Annotated in this window: 13 protein-coding genes; 1 reads left to right on the top strand and 12 read right to left on the bottom strand. The window is 39.3% G+C overall.

All coding sequences use genetic code 11. The annotated features are described in order from the left end of the window. Positions 1 to 11: 11 nt before the first annotated feature. The 12 genes from rpsL to MMH89_RS03650 all read right to left on the bottom strand — a co-directional run bounded on the left by rpsL (position 12) and on the right by MMH89_RS03650 (position 14,808). Positions 12 to 389: a 30S ribosomal protein S12 gene (rpsL, locus tag MMH89_RS03595; RefSeq protein WP_258568087.1), complete on the bottom strand. Its 378-nt coding sequence runs from the start codon at positions 387 to 389 to the stop codon at positions 12 to 14. Between the two features lie 98 nt (positions 390 to 487). Then, on the bottom strand, positions 488 to 4,750 hold the full coding sequence (rpoC, locus tag MMH89_RS03600) for a DNA-directed RNA polymerase subunit beta' (RefSeq protein ID WP_258568088.1): 4,263 nt from the start codon (positions 4,748 to 4,750) through the stop codon (positions 488 to 490). A gap of 14 nt (positions 4,751 to 4,764) precedes the next feature. Beyond that, on the bottom strand, positions 4,765 to 8,838 hold the full coding sequence (gene rpoB, locus MMH89_RS03605) for a DNA-directed RNA polymerase subunit beta (protein ID WP_258568089.1): 4,074 nt from the start codon (positions 8,836 to 8,838) through the stop codon (positions 4,765 to 4,767). A gap of 44 nt (positions 8,839 to 8,882) precedes the next feature. Next, a complete protein-coding gene (rplL, locus tag MMH89_RS03610) occupies positions 8,883 to 9,254 on the bottom strand; it encodes a 50S ribosomal protein L7/L12 (protein WP_258568090.1) in 372 nt (123 codons plus the stop codon). 25 nt (positions 9,255 to 9,279) lie between these two features. After that, on the bottom strand, positions 9,280 to 9,807 hold the full coding sequence (gene rplJ / locus MMH89_RS03615; protein WP_258568091.1) for a 50S ribosomal protein L10: 528 nt from the start codon (positions 9,805 to 9,807) through the stop codon (positions 9,280 to 9,282). 10 nt (positions 9,808 to 9,817) lie between these two features. Next, positions 9,818 to 10,507: a 50S ribosomal protein L1 gene (rplA, locus tag MMH89_RS03620; RefSeq protein ID WP_258568092.1), complete on the bottom strand. Its 690-nt coding sequence runs from the start codon at positions 10,505 to 10,507 to the stop codon at positions 9,818 to 9,820. Further along, complete coding sequence (locus MMH89_RS03625; protein ID WP_258568093.1) at positions 10,497 to 10,964, bottom strand: uL11 family ribosomal protein; 468 nt, start codon at positions 10,962 to 10,964, stop codon at positions 10,497 to 10,499. The genes rplA and MMH89_RS03625 overlap by 11 nt, the downstream gene beginning before the upstream one ends. 16 nt (positions 10,965 to 10,980) lie before the next feature. Next, the gene (gene nusG, locus MMH89_RS03630; protein ID WP_258568094.1) at positions 10,981 to 11,550 is read right to left on the bottom strand and encodes a transcription termination/antitermination protein NusG; all 570 of its coding nucleotides are present in this window, start codon (positions 11,548 to 11,550) and stop codon (positions 10,981 to 10,983) included. A gap of 4 nt (positions 11,551 to 11,554) precedes the next feature. Beyond that, a complete protein-coding gene (gene secE / locus MMH89_RS03635; protein WP_258568095.1) occupies positions 11,555 to 11,917 on the bottom strand; it encodes a preprotein translocase subunit SecE in 363 nt (120 codons plus the stop codon). A gap of 359 nt (positions 11,918 to 12,276) precedes the next feature. Beyond that, positions 12,277 to 13,644 carry a hypothetical protein gene (locus MMH89_RS03640; RefSeq protein WP_258568096.1) on the bottom strand — a complete coding sequence of 456 codons (1,368 nt, stop codon included), beginning with the start codon at positions 13,642 to 13,644 and terminating at the stop codon, positions 12,277 to 12,279. 27 nt (positions 13,645 to 13,671) lie between these two features. Then, the gene (locus MMH89_RS03645) at positions 13,672 to 13,839 is read right to left on the bottom strand and encodes a hypothetical protein (RefSeq protein WP_258568097.1); all 168 of its coding nucleotides are present in this window, start codon (positions 13,837 to 13,839) and stop codon (positions 13,672 to 13,674) included. 240 nt (positions 13,840 to 14,079) lie between these two features. Then, positions 14,080 to 14,808 carry a hypothetical protein gene (locus MMH89_RS03650; protein ID WP_258568098.1) on the bottom strand — a complete coding sequence of 243 codons (729 nt, stop codon included), beginning with the start codon at positions 14,806 to 14,808 and terminating at the stop codon, positions 14,080 to 14,082. 188 nt (positions 14,809 to 14,996) lie between these two features. Here MMH89_RS03650 and MMH89_RS03655 point away from each other — a divergent pair, with 188 nt between their 5' ends. Then, entirely contained in the window at positions 14,997 to 17,189 is a 2,193-nt protein-coding gene (locus MMH89_RS03655; RefSeq protein ID WP_258568099.1) for a hypothetical protein, read from the top strand. Positions 17,190 to 17,195: the final 6 nt, after the last annotated feature.

The raw sequence follows: 17,195 nt of genomic DNA on the forward strand, positions 1-17,195 counted from the left end.
ATTAACTTTGTTTATGACTCTTTAGGACGCTTTGCACCATAACGTGAACGACCTTGCTTTCTATCTTTAACACCCGAAGCATCATATTTGCCTCGAACTACTTTAACATTAACACCAGGCAAATCTTTACGACGACCACCTTCAATCAGAACTACTGCGTGCTCCTTGATCTCATGGTCAATACCAGGGATATAAGCTGTAACTTCGTAACCTGTACGTAGCTTAACACGGCAAACCTTACGGTTAGCTGAGTTTGGCTTCTTTGGTGTAACCGCTTTAACTACGGTAACTGTTCCCGCAACCTGTGGTTGTCCACACATTGCTCTTACTTGAGGCACACGAGTTTTACGTTTGCGCCCATTTCTAACTATCTGTTGTTTTGTTGGCATAATTCACCTTAATCTATCATATTCCAATGCGAGTATTCTATTTGATTCACTATTATTTTGTCAAGCAAGATTTTGAGAATCATATAGTTACCTCTACCTTATGCATCATCACTTGATTGCACCTCTTGTTCACCAGTATCACTCTGGCCCTTATTTACGCTACTTTCTTCAGTTGATGTCTCAATAAATGTATCCTCATCATCAGAGCCAAAAAGAGAGCCTGTAAACACATCATCTAAGTTATCTTTTTTAACTGCTGCAGCTTGCGAAGAGAAACCTGTACCTGCAGGAATTAAACGTCCTACAATTACATTTTCTTTCAAGCCTTTAAGATGATCCGTTTTTCCAAGAACAGCACTATCAGTTAAGATTCGTGTTGTTTCTTGGAATGACGCTGCAGAAATCCAAGAATCCGTCGTTAATGATGCTTTAGTGATACCTAATAAATAATTTTCATATTTAGGTAGAATACCATTGCCCTCTAATCGAGCACACTCAGCTTCAGCTTCAGTCGTAAGAACAACATCACCCTCAGAGAAAACTGAGTCACCAGCCTTTACAATCAACACCTTACGAAGCATTTGTTTTGAAATAACCTCAATGTGCTTATCATTAATACGAACACCCTGGAGTCGATACACATCTTGAACTTCATTGATAATGTAGTTAGCAAACGCTCCAACGCCTAAAAGTCTTAATATGGAGTGTGGATCTGCAGGACCATCAACAATGATGTCCCCCTTCTCAATCGTTTCACCTTCGAATACAGTGATCGAACGCCACCTAGGGATTAACTCTTCTATCGTTTGACCATCAGCATTTGTAATAATCAAGCGTCGTTTTTCCTTAGTTTCACGTCCAAAACTAACCACCCCAGCCATTTCTGCATAGATAGCAGCATCTTTTGGCTTTCTAGCTTCGAACAGATCAGCTACTCGAGGTAGACCCCCTGCAATATCTTTAGTCTTAAAGCTTTCTTTTGGAATCCTAGCAATAATATCACCCACCTTAATTTTGGCGCCTGATTCTAAATTAGTTACTGCACCAGCACCTAAGAAATACGCCGCGGGCATATTAGTTCCTGGAATCATCACGGATTGCCCAGACTCATCATTCACTGCAATCATAGGACGCCTTTGGTTTGATGACTTCTGATCAGTAGGTAAAACGATAATATTCGACAACCCAGTTAACTCATCAACCTGTCGACTAATAGTAACACCTTCAACCATATCATTTAGTTTAATAAATCCTGACACTTCAGAAATAATTGGGTGTGTATATGGATCCCACTCAGCAATCACTCCACCAGACTTAATATCAGCACCATCTTTGTACATAATTTTTGTACCATAAGATACAGGGTACTTTTCAACCTCTCTACCAGACTTATCTATAACACTGATACTACCGGAGCGTGATGTAGCAATTAGCTGACCTTGATCATTTTCAATAGTCTTAATATTATTAATTCGAATACTACCATCAACTCTTGCCTGAATATTATTATCAGCAGAAGCCCTAGAAGCAGCACCACCGATATGGAACGTTCTAAGGGTTAGCTGAGTACCCGGCTCACCAATGGATTGCGCTGCTATGATACCTACAGCTTCACCCTGGTTAACAATGTGCCCACGAGCTAGATCACGACCATAACAAAGACTACAAATACCTTCTTTTGCCTCGCAAGTAATGGCTGTTCGCACCTTAACACGCTCAACACGATGTGGCTCTAGTAAGTCAACATTAGACTCATCAATCATCTGACCTTTTGCGATAATAACTTCACCGGAAAGTCCAATAACATCCTCAGAAAGTACACGACCTAGGACACGGTCAACCAGTGACTCAACTATCTCACCCCCCTCAATATGAGAGGTTACTTCAATACCTGTTTCAGTTTGACAATCATGCATAGTAACGACAAGATCTTGTGCCACATCAACTAAACGTCTAGTTAAATAACCAGAGTTAGCTGTTTTTAACGCTGTATCAGCAAGTCCCTTACGAGAACCGTGCGTTGTGGTATAATACTGTAATACGTCTAATCCTTCTTTGAGATTAGCCTTAACAGGTGTTTCAATAATACTACCGTCTGGTCTAGACATTGGACCACGCATCCCAGCAAGCTGTCTTAACTGAGCTACTGATCCCCGAGCACCTGAGTCTGCCATCATGAATACGGGATTACTTGAAGGCTGCTTCTGTTCTTTACCATCAGCATCAATATAGGTCTCTGTCGACATATTCTTCATCATTACATCAGCTACACGATCAGCTACATCTGACCACACGTCAATGACTTTATTTGAGTACTCTTTTCTAGTAATCAAACCACTATCAAACTGCTTCTGGATCGTATCAACCTGTGAACCACCTTTTGCCAGCAACTGATCTTTTTCAGCTGGAATCTCAATATTATCAACACCAATTGAAACACCAGACTTGGTTGCATATTCGAAACCGAGGTACATTATTTGATCAACAAATACGACTGTTTCCTTATTATCACAGCGACGATAACACTCATCTACAAGCTTAGAAACATCTTTTTTCTTCAAAACTTTATTGATCATTTCGAATGGAATCTTGCTAGGAATAACGTTATGTAAAATAACACGACCTGGTGTCGTTTCAACAACCTTCTTCTCACCCATATCAGTAATTCTAACTTTAACTGATGCGTGCAAGTTAACAATACCTTGATCATAAGCACGCTTAAGCTCAAGCATATTTGCAAAGACCATACCTTCACCTTTAACAGCCGAAACTTGCTTAGTTAGGTAATATAGTCCCAATACAATATCCAGCTGTGGATCTACTACTGGCTTACCACTTGCCGGTGACAAAATGTTGTTTGTTGACATCATTAAACAACGTGCTTCAAGCTGCGCCTCATAAGTTAAGGGCACATGAACGGACATGGTATCACCATCAAAGTCAGCATTAAACGAGGCACAAGCCAATGGGTGTAACTGAATAGCTTTACCCTCAATAAGTTTTGGTTCAAATGCTTGAATACTGAGTCTATGCAATGTTGGCGCACGGTTAAGCAATATTGGATGCTCACGTATCACATGTTCCAGTACATCCCAGACTTCAGACTCCTCTCTCTCAACCATTTTCTTGGCTGATTTAATCGTAGTAGCCAATCCTAAACGCTGTAAACGACCATAAACAAATGGTTTAAATAGCTCTAAAGCCATCTTTTTAGGTATTCCACATTGATGTAGCTTTAGTGACGGTCCAACAACGATTACGGATCGACCTGAAAAGTCAACGCGTTTACCCAATAAGTTTTGTCTAAATCGACCTTTTTTACCTTTCAAAAAACCAGTAATTGATTGCAACGGACGTTTGTTAGTACCAGTAATTACTTTACCTCTACGCCCATTATCAAATAATGCATCTACTGATTCTTGAAGCATCCGCTTTTCATTATTAACAATGATAGACGGGGCACCTAGCTCCATCAGCCTTGTCAAACGGTTGTTTCTATTGATAACGCGACGATATAAGTCATTTAAATCTGAGGTAGCAAATCTTCCACCTGGCAAAGGCACTAAAGGTCTTAAGTCTGGTGGCAATACTGGTAATACAGTAAGTACCATATCCTGAGGACGGTTACCTGAAGTCTTAAACGCACTCATCATGTTCAAACGTTTAATTAGCTTTTTACGCTTAGCTTCAGAGGTAGCAGACACAAGCTCTTCCTGCATCACAGCGATCTCTTCATCTAATTCAATCGTTGAAAGCATTTGGTGAATAGCTTCACCACCCATTTTTGCAGTAAAATCATCACCGTACTTATCAACACATTCAGCATACTCTTCTTCAGTAAGAATATGTCCACGCTCTAAGTCAGTCATCCCACCGTCTATGACAATATAAGCTTCAAAATACAATACACGCTCGACATCTTTACGCTTCATGTCAAGCATCCAGCTTATTCTTGAAGGCAGTGATTTCAAGAACCAAATATGAGCAACTGGAGTAGCAAGCTTGATATGCCCCATACGTTCACGACGTACTTTGCTTTGCGTAACTTCAACACCACACTTTTCACAAATCACACCGCGATGCTTTAGACGCTTATACTTCTTACACTCACACTCCCAATCCTTCATTGGACCAAAGATAGCAGCACAGAACAGCCCACCACGTACAGGACCAAAAGTACGATAGTTCACCGTTTCTGGGCTTTTTATCTCGCCATAAGACATTTCCATAATTTCATCAGGAGTGAATATCTGTAGCCTGATTTTATTGACGGCTTGTGGATCATTACCTTCAGTCTGAATTGCTCCTGAAGTATAAAGATCTCTTCTTTGACTAAAACGTGCGTTATTAAAATTTGTCATCTATAAAATACCTACTAATCGTTCATTGAAACCTTAATACCCAATGCCATGATTTCTTTAACCAAAACATTGAATGATTCAGGAACACTTGCTTGGATCTTGTAATTACCATCCACAATATTTTTATACATTCGTGTACGCCCAGCCACATCGTCAGATTTGACGGTTAACATTTCTTGCAAGGTGTAAGCAGCACCATAAGCTTCTAGCGCCCATACTTCCATTTCACCAAACCTTTGTCCACCAAACTGCGCTTTACCACTTAATGGCTGCTGTGTTACTAAGCTGTATGAACCAGTAGATCTAGCGTGCATTTTATCATCAACTAAATGGTTTAGTTTTAAGATATACATATATCCAACTGTAGACTTTTGATCAAATGGTTCACCACTTCTTCCATCATACAACTGTGTTTGACCAGACTCTGGCAATCCTGCTAATGACAAAATATCTTTAATCTTATCATTTTTTACACCATCAAATACAGGCGTTGCAAGTGGAACGCCGTCTTTTAGATAACTTGCTAACTCTACAATTTGCTCATCCGAATATTTATCAATTTTAGGTCTATCAATTGAACCCAGCGCATAAACCTTTTTGATATATGCCCTTAATTCATCAACATTTCCTTTATTCTGAAGCGCATTTATTTGAGCACCTAAACCTTTAGCGGCCCAACCCAAGTGCATTTCCAAAATCTGCCCTACGTTCATACGAGAAGGAACACCTAATGGATTCAAAATAACATCAATAGGAGTACCATCATCTAAATATGGCATGTCTTCATTAGGCACAACAATTGAGATTACACCCTTATTACCGTGTCTTCCTGCCATTTTATCACCCGCCTTAATACGACGCGTTGTAGCAATAAATACTTTGACGATTTTAATCACACCCGGAGCTAATTCATCACCCATCTTGACCTGAGCTTCACGCTTAGCATAACGGTCTTCAAAATTACTTTGCAATGTCTTTAGCTGATCAGCGTACTCTGCAGTTACATCGTCTACTTTACTGTCATTAACAATAATTGAAGATAAATCATTATTAGGAAGATTTGACAACCATTTTTCAGTCATCTTGGTTCCAGCTTTAACACCTTTAATGCCCTTAGAATATACTTTATTCACAAAATGTGACTTCAGTGCATCGTACACAATTGCAGATTTTAATGTTAACTCATCTAAAAGATCTTTCTTAGCTAGCTCTAACTGCTCTTGCTCAATAGCCAGCGCACGGTCATCCTTTTTAACCCCATCACGCGTAAACACTTTTACATCAACAACGGTACCTGATTTACTGGAAGGAAGCCTTAGTGATGTATCTTTTACATCAGACGCTTTTTCACCAAAAATAGCACGTAGAAGCTTTTCTTCAGGAGTCAGCTGAGTTTCACCTTTTGGCGTTACCTTTCCAACTAGGATATCTCCCCCCTCAACTTTAGCTCCTACATATGCAATACCCGACTCATCAAGTTTAGATAATGCTATTTCACCTATATTTGGAATATCTGCTGTTACTTCTTCAGAACCAAGCTTAGTGTCTCTTGCGATACATTGGAACTCTTCAATATGCACAGAAGTAAATCTATCCTGCTGAGCAACACGCTCAGAAAGAATAATTGAATCCTCGAAGTTGTAACCGTTCCAAGACATGAAGGCTACAAGCATATTTTGACCCAGTGCTAACTCTCCTAAATCAGTAGCTGCACCATCAGTTAATATGTCACCCTTAGTTACCTTATCACCCAGTCTAACAATTGGTCTTTGGTTAATACAAGTGTTCTGATTTGATCTAAAGAACTTAGTTAGACGATAGATATCAACACCTACGTCTGATCCTGACTTGTCATCTGTTCTTATTACAATTCTTGAGGAGTCTACTGACTCAACCACACCCGATCGCTTTGCAACCATGGAAACACCAGAGTCAGCTGCAACCAAACGCTCCATACCGGTACCTACTAAAGGCTTATCGGCAGAAATTAACGGAACAGCTTGACGTTGCATGTTTGACCCCATCAACGCACGGTTAGCATCATCATGCTCAAGGAATGGGATAAGAGATGCAGCAACCGACACGGGTTGGTTAGTTGCAACCTCAATATATTTTAGCTGGCTTGGAACACAACTGGTGTATTCACCGTTGTACCGACACTCAATACTTTCATCAGTTATTTTACCTTTTGAATCACGACTTACATGTGCTTGCGCAATATAGGCATCATACTCTTCATGCGCAGCTAGATATACAACTTCTTTAGTAACAATCCCATCTACAACCTTAAGAAAAGGAGTAACCATGAAACCAAAGCGGTTTAAATCAGCATAAACAGCAAGAGAGTTAATTAAACCAATATTTTGACCCTCAGGTGTCTCAATCGGGCAAATTCTACCATAGTGAGAAGCGTGAACATCACGAACATCAATGGTTGCACGAGCACGATCTAAACCACCTTGACCAAGCGCAGAAATACGTCTTAGATGGGTAATCAATGACAATGGATTACCACGCTCCATGTACTGAGACAATTGGCTGGTACTGAACAATTCTCTCCACCCTGTAATAATCGGCTTTGAGTTAAAGAAATCTTGCGGCAATTTACCATCAGACTCAGGTTGAGCCATACGGTCTAGTGTCGTACGTGACACCTTAGACATTGCAATTCTAAATTGGTTAGCAACCATTTCGCCTACACAACGAACTCTTCGGTTACTTAGGTTGTCAATATCATCAATCGTATGACCTGCGATACCATCTCTAGTATCGACTAAGTTTTTAACCACAGCTAACACATCATCAGGCTCAAGAGTCCCTAGTGATTCTGGCTTATCAAACTTGAAGCGATCATTAATCTTCATACGACCGATATGAGAAAGATCATATCGACTTGAGTCATAGAATAAAGACTCAAATAAATTCTTTGCTGCATCAGGTGTCGGTGGCTCACCAGGACGTAACGTCCTGTAAATCTCTACCCATGCATCTAACTGTGTAACAGATGAATCAATAACTAACGTATCTGAAATGTAACCCCCACGATCTAGCTCATTAATATAGATTGTTGAGAACTCAGATAAGCCAGCTGACATGATTTGCTCTAAATGCTCTTCAGTCAATGACTCATTAACATTAGCAATAATTTCACCTGTTTCTGGATCTACGATTGCATGTGCAGCAATCAGACCCAATAGGTAAGAACGCTCTACTAACAACGACTCCAGCTTAAGCTTTTTCATTTTACGGATATGAGAAACCCAAATACGCGTTCCTTTTTCACAAATTAACGTACCGTCATCTGCAAATATATCCTGTGTAGCAACTTTACCTTTTAAACGATCTGGGTCAATTTTAGCAATAATCTGACCATCTTTAATTTGGAAGTGATCACGCTCATAGAAGTGATCAAGAATTGCCTGCTGATCATACCCCATTGCTTTAAGCAATACAGTAACAGGCAACTTCTTCCTACGATCGATTCGAACGAATATTGTATCCTTAACATCAAACTCCATATCAATCCATGCACCTCTGTATGGAATGACACGAGCAGAGTATAAGAACTTACCTGATGAATGAGTTTTACCACGGTCATGTTCAATTGACACACCTGGTGAACGATAAAGCTGGGCGACAACAACACGCTCAGTTCCGTTAATCACATAACTTCCTACCTCAGTCATACATGGTATGTCACCGACGTAAACGTCTTGCTCTTTAACTTCACGAACTTGCTTTTCACTGCCACTGGTATCGTAGTACACCAAACGCATCTTCGCTCTAAGCGGCATTGAATATGTTAGACCCCTAACCTTACATTCATGCTCAGAGAACACAGGCTCTCCTAGTGAGTATGAGTCATACTCCAAGGAGATTGCATCACCAATGGGAAATGCAAATTTAAATTCTCTATGCAAACCTTTATCTTCTAGTTTACTAGGTGCGACACCTAACTGTAAAAAGTCTTCATTATATGACTTTAACTGCAAACTAATTAAGTTTGGAACACGAATCTGCCTTTCAGAAGAACCTAGATTACATCTAGGCCTCTTCTGTCCGGCTGGTATTGTTTCTATCTCATTCATACGAGCAACCCTACGAATTATTAATCAAATCGATGTATTTGTTGTTATTTAAGATCAACTGAAGCACCAACTTCTTTAAGTGCATCTGACAATGCTTCAGCAGCAGCTTTATCTAAAGCTTTAGCTATAATAACAGGTGCGCTTTCAACTAGCTCTTTTGCTTCTTTTAGACCTAGATTTAGCTTTTCTTTTACAGCTTTAACAACTTTAATTTTGTTATCACCGAAATTACTTAGCTCAACATCAAACTCAGTCTTCTCAGCAGCAGCAGCTTCACCACCAGCAGGGGCAGCAGCTACAGCTACAGGTGCAGCAGCAGAAACACCGAATTCTTCTTCGATCTTACTTACTAAATCAGCACACTCAGCAACTGTTAGTTTTTTTATTGCATCTATCATTTTATCAACGTTACTCATTTTACTCTCCAATTATAAAGTTAATTTAACTGTCTTTCTGCTCAGCGACAGCGTGCAGTACTCGAGCTACCTGCCCATACACTTCTTTTAGCGACATTGCTAATTGAACTGTTGGAGCCTGGATACCTCTTGCAATCATGGCAATAGCTTCCTCACGTGTAGGCAGCTTAATGACATAATCTATGTTTTCTGCACCATAGCGAACGCCTTCTATAGCGGCAGATTTAATTACTAGTTGCTCATTCTCTTTAGCAAAATCAGATAATAACTTAGCTGAAGATGACAAATCAGATAATGAGAAACCTAGCAAAACTGGGTTGCTTAAGTCATCACACAATACACTGTATGCTTCGTTTTTTAACAAAACACGACGTGAGAGTGTGTTTTTAGGCACAACCAGCTCTACATTCTTAGCGCGAGCCTCTTGGCGCAAGCGCATCATTTTTGTTGCAGTAACACCTTTGTTCTCTGCAATAACTAGTGCTACGGAATTTGCACACAAGGACTCAAGCTTTTCAACCTGTAGTTGTTTTTGTTTTTTAGAAACGGCCATTGTTTACTCCTTAATCTAATGAATGGGGATCAACTTCTACACCTGGCCCCATAGTTGTATTCACATAAAAAGAACGGATATAAGCACCCTTTGCTCTTGCTGGCTTTAAACGCTTGATCTCAGCAACCATTAACTTGACATTATCAGTTAATTGATCAACTGTGAATGAAGCAGGACCAACACGGGCATACACTGCACCAGTCTTATCTGTTCTGAAAAATATCTGGCCTTTCTTAGCATTATTTACAGCATTAGCAACATCTGGAGAAACCGTTCCAACTTTTGGATTAGGCATCAAACCCTTAGGTCCCAACACTCTTCCTAGCTTACCGACTACGCTCATCATATCTGGAGATGCAATGACTACATCTACGCTAATCTCATCTTTAGAAAACTTTTCAGCTAAATCCTCAGCACCGACAAATTCTGCACCCGCTTTTTCAGCAGCAATAGCAGACTCGCCTTTAGCAAAAACAGCCACCTTTACATCTTTACCCAGACCATGTTCTGGACATACAGAACCTCGAACTGACTCACCTACTGGAATACCTAAACGCATTACTACGTCCATGGATTCGGTAAACTTTGCACCCGTTTCTTTATCTTCTGACAAGCGCTTCGACTCCTCTAAAGCAGCACCTATTGAAAGGCGCTCTTTATTCACAGCCTCTGAAACACGCTGCATTCTTTTACTCACCATCATTGCTCTCCGCTTTTGTCTTTAGCTCACTCCAGTCAACATCGACTTCAACACCCATGCTTCTTGCTGTACCAGCTACTGTTTTTAACATTGCTACCTCTTCAGCACCTGTCAACTCAAGCTTCTTTTTCTCAACGATCTTACGCATATCTGCTAGTGATAGCTTACCAACCTTAGTTTTGTTTGGCTCACCACTTCCTTTACAACCAATAACATCCTTGATCAAAACAGCTACCGGTGGTGCGAATACATCCATATGGAATGAACGATCCTTGGAATTAATCTTAAGCACCACACGAACTAGAGTACCTTCACTTTCGTTCTTCAAACTTCTTTCATTGAACTGAACACAAAAGTCACGCATGTTAACACCATACTGACCTAGAATAGAACCCACATTACCTGGGTTTGCCTTACCGGCTTCTACCTGTAGCTTTACAATCTGAAATCCAGCCATATTATTACCCTTATCTTTATGTTAATTTCTCAACCTGCCCAAACTCAAGCTCCACTGGAGTTGAACGCCCAAATATAAGTACCGACACGACGAGTCGACCCTTTTCGTAGTTTACTTCCTCAACAACTGCTTGGAAGTCAGCAAATGGCCCCTCTGAAACACGAACCACCTCCCCTACATCGTATACAACACTGACTCTGGGCTTGGAAGCAACAACCTCTCCAGCACTATCACGATTCAAAATTCTATTTACTTCAAAATCTGGCATATGCACAGGCTTTTGACCTTTCTTACCACCTAGGAAACCAAGCACCTTTGTAGCATTTCTCACCAAGAACCAGGCATCATCATGCATCACCATCTGTACTAACAAATAACCAGGCATTAACTTCTTGGTCCTGACATTCTTTTTGCCATTCTTGAGCTCTACAACTTCTTCAGTTGGCATAATCATCTCACCGAAATAAGACTCTAAGCCTACTTCAGCAATTTTACGCTGTATCTCTTCAATCATTTTATTTTCAAAACCAGTTGCTACATGCACCGCATACCAACGCAACTGCAAATCATCTTGTTTTTCTACCATTTATCTAACCTGTAATTAAAGATAGTACTCGAACTAAAACACCATCAAGTAATGTGATTACCCCTGAAATAATTGCAACAGCAACGCCAACAGCGATTGTTGTTACGACAATATCTCTACGATCCGGCCATACAACTCTCATAACTTCTGCACGAGACGCCTTTACATAACCAATAAATTGATAACCCACGTGGCTAAACCTTAAAAAGATTGCCACTGAAACGAGTAAACTGAACCAAGCATATAAATTAAGTGGATAAGAACCCACCATAATATACTGGAAATAGAAAACTGCCAGCGTCGCTAAGGACACTAACCCTATAATAATTTTGTCTTTAATATGTACGCTCATAAGCTCTGTTTCCATGCAAACACTCAAGTGCAAACCCACTTAAATTTTTGCAAATGAAGACGAATTTGGTGATACATTAATACACAAATACTTGTTTGGCAACTAAAATATTAACAAATTTACAAATATATTGAAATAACCCCCTACAAATCCCCTTCTTTTTATCCCTAAAATATAAAACTGACAAATAACCAGCCTGTACTATAAAGCACTTTAAGTCTAAAGAACCACCAACACGAACATCACGAGATGGTTATGGCGAAGGACCGAACGCTTACAACGCCCCTTAACCAGAAGACAACACTATAACACCACTCTATTGCTAATAAACCATCCTACTGAGTATTGCCTACTGCACCCCTTGTGTAGGACTGTTATTTTTTGTGCCTCAAACTTACTTGACTAGTGACTTCTGTTGTAGGCTTACTAGCTTGCGTTTTCTCTACAACCGGCTCGTCCTCAGGCAAATCACTAGCTGAAATAGGGCCTACACGGCTGTAACTAGCATCTAAAGAGTTACTAAGAGCCTCAATAATTCTGGGATCTGAAAAATTCTTAGCTTGCTCTAACACTAATGCTTCTTTAATAGCTGTCTTGTCCCGTCCAATAGCTAATAACATATCTTTGACTGGCTGAATATTATCCATAGCAAGGTGCATCATTTGGATTAATTCAAGTAAATCCTGTTTATCTGCAGACTGAATCGTACTAGTTCCATTCTTGATATTAATCCTAGAGCTAAACAACCGTTTGAAAAAATCCAGAGTCCTTTTCCAGAAGGGTCTTAACTCAGTAGCAGCGTTAATCTTTTTGGCTTGCTTATTAAGCACTCTTGGCGTCCATAATCGTCGAGCGTAAGCTTCTTCAGGCGCATCAACCAATTGATGTAAATCCTTTTTTATACTTGCAAACCTGTGATCTTGACAACCTGCAGCTAAGATACGGGCCGCTATTGAGCTACAATTTTTAGTCAACAAACCAAATAAATGTGGCTCTTCAACAATTTTAACCATTTCACTCAGCATCGCTTGTGTGGACAACCCTGATCCAGAGTCATTTACAGGAAGATAAACTCGATGATCAGGATTCTCCCCTACACAGGCAAAATCTTCAAGGCCCTCTTCATATAAGGCTTCATAGATATTTTGTATATGACGTTCTAATTTAGTAATCTCTGACTTTTTACCTTTCAGATTCTCTGGTATAGCTTCGCTCCAAGGACCCGATAGTGATGCGCTTTCAATTGAAACAAGCTCCCTGTTTTCCACTTCAACCTCCCGATATAGCCACTCTAGGTGGCGCACAATTTTAACTAAAGAGTAATCTTTTAAAGTATTTCCAGACCTGGGAGACATGTCAGAATATTTATCAAGATTTACAGATATCCTAAATTCAGATAAGTGGTCAGGTATAGCCTTTCCAACTATAGGGGCTAATAAATACTTTGTACCAGTTTTTATAAAACCAAAAACTTTCCTTGCACGTTTAGCCCTTTTTTTCAGAACCTTTCTAACCTCTGGGGGGAAGATACGATAAAGAGCTTTAGAAACAGGCTTTCCTGATCGACAAACATGGTAGTCATATGACTTCTCAGCATACACTACAGGAGCAGGAATGTCTTTACCTGAAGCCGCTAATATCTTATTTCTAGGTCTAATCCCTTGTTGATCACCTGGATTCAGATGGCGTGGTCTTGCGCTAAAGTATATATGGTGTAATCCATGATGCGTATGAATCGGCACCCCCGCCTTTTTCAGAGCATCAATACTTTATTTATATGCTTCAGATACTGAGACAGTCATCTCTAGTGAACTATGCCCATTACTCTCACCCAAGATAAATTGCCTGGACAGCATCGTTTTACTTCCCCAAGTATTAACCCACAAACCAATCTGCTGATTGTTTTGAAAAACCTGCTCTACTTTTTCTCTTATCATATCTATCTTGTTTTATTTATAGCTCAAGTTATAGCTCAAAAATTTTTTTATGCAGATATATTGAATTATACCGACAAGGCCCGCATAACTACTAAAGAAAAAGTACTAAACGGGGTCAGTAATCACCCAATCTTTAAGCATGCGCACAGCCGCCCCATAATACAGGAGATAAAAGCACTTATGAAAAATAAGCGGACCATACTTGAAGATGTATTGGTGCAGGCATGCCCAATCCTAGCATTAGTTGAGTTTAATAAATCCTGTATCCTTCATACGATGAGATAACATCTTCTCTAGCTCAGGGGAGGCTTTACGGACTACTGGCAGCTCTTTAGATGGTGTCTTACGCCTAAAGTTACTCGCTAACCGTTTTTTAACAGCATGCCCATAAGTAGCTCCACAATCCAATCCAAAGCGTCGAAGCATATCCTTAGGCAAAGGCTCTGAAGAGTGATGTAATCTTGCAAAAACTCTGCGCCTAACATTATCCATTAATGAAGCAACGACCCTTCTGTGATCAAGCGTTACAAAACCTTCTTCCACCTCAACAAGATCAATTGGCTGAACCAACCGACCATCATCACCACGTATCCAGCCTTTTTCTTTCATTGTCGCAGACAGAATCTCTAAAGGTATTTTTTGGCCCTTATGTGTAGCTAAAGAACTGACACCATCTTGTGAGAACAGTATCTTACTTCCAGATGGTTTGCGCTTACTACCACCAAAGAGAGTCCGAGGGTTCCTTGGCCTCATTGCATCAAACGCTTCACGCGCCTGCTGCTTTAAGATTAATGGCTTCTTAGGACTAATAAGGGCAAGGAATCCCTCACCACTACTTCCAGATGGACGCAACGCACTTGGGACACGATGTATACCTGACGTCTTACTAGACTTACCTGCAACTAAATGCTTGTTAATTGAACGCGAAGATTTCCCGCTACGACTTTCTTTTGTATTTGATTTACTCATTATTCTCATTATTTGTTTTTATTCAGAAACTTATACCAGCTTAAAAACAAAAAGTAGTAAAACAATAATAAGATACTATTTAATAACTTTTAATACATTTAATAACACAGCTTATTGAACCGAGTTAAAAAAAACTGACAAAAAATCAGGGTGTGCTAAAAAACTACCCAGGAATAAAGAAGATTAATATGATTTATATGAGTAAACAAACAAAGGATGCAATAAAGGTAATAGAAATAATTAGGGTTAAATTACAAAAAGAGAAGCCTCTTAACCTAAAGGTTAAAATGAGAATTGAAGCTTATTTAAACATAGTAGAAAATGTATGCAAAGGTCATAGACTTGGCAATGATGCGGTTACTCATTTAGGACACGCGATGTTATGCACAGATGTTCTTAGAAAACATTATCTTGAGACTGGCACAAATATTGCCAATTACTTTATAACAACAGTCCAAGAGAAAGCCAAGAAGAAATATCCAGGTATATCTATTCCAACAATAAACACAGTTAAATATGATACCAAGCCATTGTTTAGCGACTACATATCGCTACAGGGGATTCCTCTTAGCTTACAAACTGAACTAGTATTCTCTACATCTGTAAAAGAGGGCACAGAAATGTACATGGAGAAAGAAGACCTCCTAACATATACCAAATCCCAGGTTAAAGAAATTTACAGGAGCATGGTACCAATGAAAGAAATATCTTCTAAATTATACAATGCATCAAAACAACATCGAATATTCAAGTTCGCCTCTAGTATTCATGCTACAGCTAATAACGACACTTTTGATTATCTAATAACAAGCTTAGAAGATGATCCTGATTCTGTAGAACTCTTAGCAGCGCTCAGAGCACATAAAAGCGCAGAAGACCTTTTTAAATATTTTAAGGAAAGAATAGATGCTGTGCCGGCACCTACTTCATTTCGTGATAGAAATGATATATATCTTATTGAATATATAAAGTTAATAGAAGCAATTATTAATACAGAGCCTTCACTCGATTTATTATTAGGCAATGGACGTTATACAAAGAAACAAGGGTACCAAGAAATGTATAGAAAATTAGCGCTCTCAAGACTTGAGGAATACGGATATATTAATGGTATACCAACCGCTATAGCTGTAAAATTGATGGTCGCTGGCGTTACTGACAAAAATTACGCTAACTTTAACGCGGAAGAAGATGATTCAGTTTCTAAAACCCTTTACGGCGTTAAGAGTGAATATGATGCATATACGGGTTCCTTTAATAGTATCATCAGTAGATGTTTCAATCAAAAAGACATAAACCAAGCATTTAAAATAACCAAAAAAGAGAGACAAAAAATCTATAAAAGTTTGGGTTATAACAGCAAGCCGATAGAAGAAATATTACTCAAAGCAGTAATTGATAAGGATGACAACCCTGGTATCACACAACTAAGCTACAATGAGCTTAGATTTCTTAAAGAAATCACCACCGATGAAACACTCACATCTGCGAAAAACAAAGATGTTGCCAGGGCTATCATTGCAAGAGTTGCTGGGAACGAAAAGGATAAGCTAATTTTAAAAAAAATTGGTAAAGCAACCAAATTCAGTAACGATGAGCTAATACATATGGCAAACATGGGTGAGGATAGGATAACAAAGCTCTGCGCTATAAAAGAACTAAAACTAAATCAAAAGGCGATAATAAATAGTAAAACAAAAATATTAAGAGATATACTCAAGAGGGTCAAAGTTGAGGATGGGTACCGTTGTGTCTATACACAGCTAACACATACAGAGCTAATCGTAGCAGCCAAGTTAATCAACAAAGTTTCATTCGACCAACTAGGAATAGATGGAGACCTTCCAAAGACTTACACTATTTACGAAGACTTAAAAGAGCTAAACAAAGACATTACCGCCATTGAAAATATAAAAAAATGCACCCACAAAGAATACGGTAGCGAACCAAATAAAGAAGACTTAAATCACGTATATACAATGACTAAAGAAGAACGATTTAGCATGTATGAAATACTTGAAATTACCTCTGAAGAAAGCAATCTGATAGAAGAAAGATTACTCAAGGCAGTAATAGATAAACTTTGGTATTATGGTCACAACCAGTCTTTTGACACCCGTGAATTAAGCCCCGATGAGTTTAGCTTTCTTAAAGAAAGCACCCCCGATGAAATACACTCTATTTGTGAAAGATCAGAATATGCCAAGGCTATCATAGATAAATTGTTACCACCACAAGATAACTTTCCAGTTGTTGCTCAATCTAGCTCAGAAGGAGCTCAAGATGCAGTAGGAAGCATCAGAGAGAAAGCGAGTGAAAAATCAGGAACAAAACAAAATCCAAGCGCAAACCAAGATCCTGATATAGGAGTCCACCTTTAACCCCCC

This window comes from Candidatus Comchoanobacter bicostacola (assembly GCF_024172705.1).
GTDB lineage: Bacteria > Pseudomonadota > Gammaproteobacteria > Comchoanobacterales > Comchoanobacteraceae > Comchoanobacter > Comchoanobacter bicostacola.

Bases quoted from the DNA above. Each gene is read 5' to 3' on its own strand.
- rplL (WP_258568090.1), bottom strand. From the start codon at position 9,254: ATGAGTAACGTTGATAAAATGATAGATGCAATAAAAAAACTAACAGTT.
- nusG (WP_258568094.1), bottom strand. From the start codon at position 11,550: ATGGTAGAAAAACAAGATGATTTGCAGTTGCGTTGGTATGCGGTGCAT.
- MMH89_RS03650 (WP_258568098.1), bottom strand. From the start codon at position 14,808: ATGAGTAAATCAAATACAAAAGAAAGTCGTAGCGGGAAATCTTCGCGT.
- MMH89_RS03645 (WP_258568097.1), bottom strand. From the start codon at position 13,839: ATGATAAGAGAAAAAGTAGAGCAGGTTTTTCAAAACAATCAGCAGATT.
- rplA (WP_258568092.1), bottom strand. From the start codon at position 10,507: ATGGTGAGTAAAAGAATGCAGCGTGTTTCAGAGGCTGTGAATAAAGAG.
- rplJ (WP_258568091.1), bottom strand. From the start codon at position 9,807: ATGGCCGTTTCTAAAAAACAAAAACAACTACAGGTTGAAAAGCTTGAG.
- rpsL (WP_258568087.1), bottom strand. From the start codon at position 389: ATGCCAACAAAACAACAGATAGTTAGAAATGGGCGCAAACGTAAAACT.
- rpoB (WP_258568089.1), bottom strand. From the start codon at position 8,838: ATGAATGAGATAGAAACAATACCAGCCGGACAGAAGAGGCCTAGATGT.
- MMH89_RS03655 (WP_258568099.1), top strand. From the start codon at position 14,997: ATGATTTATATGAGTAAACAAACAAAGGATGCAATAAAGGTAATAGAA.
- secE (WP_258568095.1), bottom strand. From the start codon at position 11,917: ATGGAAACAGAGCTTATGAGCGTACATATTAAAGACAAAATTATTATA.
- MMH89_RS03625 (WP_258568093.1), bottom strand. From the start codon at position 10,964: ATGGCTGGATTTCAGATTGTAAAGCTACAGGTAGAAGCCGGTAAGGCA.
- rpoC (WP_258568088.1), bottom strand. From the start codon at position 4,750: ATGACAAATTTTAATAACGCACGTTTTAGTCAAAGAAGAGATCTTTAT.